This window comes from Bradyrhizobium sp. Kon37 (assembly GCF_055807535.1).
On sequence record NZ_JBVVOY010000061.1, the window covers coordinates 1 to 2,668 of the forward strand.

The window sequence follows — 2,668 nt, forward strand, 5'->3', positions numbered from 1 at the left end:
CAACGCCGCCACTTTCCCGGCATTAATTTCCAGCGTGTCCAGCGCGGTCAGTGCCGCTGTTGCCTGTTCATCGGTGATGTCTGCATTTTCGGGGACCGTCACCCCAAGACGCGCAAGCAGCTTGCGCAGCGTTTCATTCATGGGTTTGTTCTCCTGTTGAAGGATGTCGGGAAGGTCTGCCGCCAGTGCGGTCAGCTTTTTCATGCCGGTGGCACCGGGGTCATTGGTCAGCGCAGCAAGGCGGATTTGCAGCACCGCACCGGTGGCGGTGTCATACGGAAAAACCGCAGAGAGATAACCAAATTCGCCGTCATCGATGCGCTGCTGGGCCGCCGCCGTCCAGCGTGGGTGGATAAATAACCCTTCACCTTCACGCCACTGCATTTCATCGGCGTTAAACCAGCCAGCCGCGACGAGTTGTTCCGGGGGTAATCCTTTGTCCTTACGTAGCTGGTTATGCTCGTAATCAATCAGCACGTCCTGGTTGAGCGCGCGAACGCCTTCAACCAGACGCCCGGCAATCTCACCGTCGATGAACCACCCCTGACCGCCTGTCACATCAAACGGACGACCATCACGGGCACTGAAATGACCGGCAGGCAATAGCTGGCACCAGCCGTCATCGTCAATGGACAGCGCATTCAGTGCGGCAATGCCAATCGCGTGTTTTTTCATGTCCTGCTGCTCATCATGGTTTGTGAGCAGTCAGTTTGCGGGAGGTGCGGGAAAATCTGGGGTTATGCTATTTGAGTACTGGAGAAAGAAAGTGAAAGGAAGATAAAACGGGATTCATACACCGTTAAATACCGGTTTAAAAATCCCGTGGCGCGTTTTAAAAAATCTGTGCGGCTGATTTTATGCCTGATTCTGTTTATTGCCTCAGAGCGGCGCTGACGCGTTTTCTGATGGCATCAAAAATTTCCTGTTCCCCGGTCTTATCCAGCCCCATATAAGGACGCGCAGGAACGCCTGCCGGGCGGGGTGCCATATCGGGTGTACCGCCCCACTGATGAATGGCAGCATAAATTTTTGGCGAACCAATCAGGGCATAATCCTGTCCATAATCGGTGGTAATACTGCGTGCCAGATCGCCATGCAGGGTAAGGATACTGCCCGGAACAAAACCATGATCCTGACGCCATGCCAGCCACGAATCGCTCCACGCTTCCCAGCCTTTCCCTGTATCCGGGTCTGCCTGCCGTTCAAATGCCTGTTCCGTGGATGACAGCAGCGCCGCAGCCATCACTCGGGGAATGGCGCGGTCACGTGTGACGGTTCCCAGTTCATCCAGCGCAAGCTGAATACGTCGCACATCCACGGCAACGTTCATATCAAGACTCACTTATTCACCTCCACATGCCCCTCCAGTACGTCAATCATCCCGTCAGCAATCGCGGCTTCAAGCGACTGTGCAGATACGCGGCTGATACTGACCAGCACATCCGCCCGGTCATTCTGCCTGCCGACTGTCTGTGATGTTCTGACCACAATCCGGGCCGTGCCGTCACGGGTTGCCACAACATACAGCAACTGGTGGTTCTCCCTGTCCCACAATACCGCCTGTGGTTTTGCCATCAGCGACGGCAGACGCTGTAAATCCTCCGGTTTCAGGGCGGCATCAGCAGTGGTCGCCAGACTTTTCCCGTTCATTACAAGCAGACGGGCTGGCATATTCCCGGTGCGCTGATATACGGCTTCAGCCACGGATCCCGTCATAAACCCCAGCGCCCGGATTTCATGACCGGTCTGACGTGATCCTGCCAGGCGTTTAAGCCAGAGGGAAAAAGCAAGCTGACGCTCCCGGCTGTTATTCAGCGTCTGAACAACCTGCTCACGCAGCTGCGCGTCACGAACTTCCACCAGTTTTCGAATCAGTGCCTGATCCGTACCAAATGCCGCCGAACCGGGGTTATATGACCAGCCCACATCTGGCGTCATTTTTACCCGACCGTTGTCAAACGTGGTTGACGATGTGCGGAAAATCTCTCCGGTGCTTTCATCCGTACCGGCATCCACTTCGCGGGTATTCATGAATGACGCACCATAACTGACCTGTAGCCCCAGTTCTTTCATGCGGGCCGCAGACAGCGCCCGGACGCGACAGCGGCAGTTCCAGCCATTGGGCGGGTAATGCGTCTGCCAGAAAATGTCGTCATACTGGAAAACCATATTGTGCAGCCGCGCATGTTCCGGGCGTGTTCTGCCATCCATAACGGCAACGTACTGCCAGTACGGGTACAAATCGGCGGTATTCATCATCTGCGCATAACGTCCTGCCCCATACGCCGTACGGGTATTGACGTTATAAATGGTTGCCAGACGACGCGGACTGCCCAGTTCGATTTCCTTCGCGTTTCCCTCTGCATCCACGATGATTTGTTTTCCCCACCATCCGAGTTTTTGCAGCCGGGGGGCCAGTGTGCGGGTAAATTCCTCACGGGTGATGCCTTCACTGACAGCCCGCTCCACTTCCTCACGGATTGTGGTCAGGACATCCATCCGGGTGGCTTTGGCAACGGTAAAGGCGCGGGCGTGCGCGTCTGCCAGTTGTTCGTACCAGTTCCAGGTGATGTTGTAGCCTTTGGCGCGGAAATACGCGACAGCCTCCTTTGGCGGGAGGCGCGCGGCATACGCCAGATCAATGGTCTGCTGCGGCATCCAGACGCCC

General features: G+C 56.0%; 3 protein-coding genes. All 3 read right to left on the minus strand.

What is annotated here, in order from left to right:
* Nucleotides 1-675 (minus strand): phage protease (locus tag AC0L3J_RS36900; protein WP_473350362.1); only part of this gene is annotated, 675 nt, incomplete at its 3' end.
* 196 nt (nt 676-871) lie between these two features.
* The gene (locus AC0L3J_RS36905) at nt 872-1,330 is read right to left on the minus strand and encodes a phage virion morphogenesis protein (RefSeq protein WP_001099886.1); all 459 of its coding nucleotides are present in this window, start codon (nt 1,328-1,330) and stop codon (nt 872-874) included.
* Nucleotides 1,331-1,338: 8 nt separating this feature from the next.
* Nucleotides 1,339-2,668: phage minor head protein (locus AC0L3J_RS36910; RefSeq protein WP_473350363.1), on the minus strand; the 1,330-nt coding region annotated here is incomplete at its 5' end.

What these genes read in the sequence shown, in the direction of transcription:
- AC0L3J_RS36905 (WP_001099886.1), bottom strand. Translation starts at nt 1,330, where the DNA reads ATGAACGTTGCCGTGGATGTGCGACGTATTCAGCTTGCGCTGGATGAA.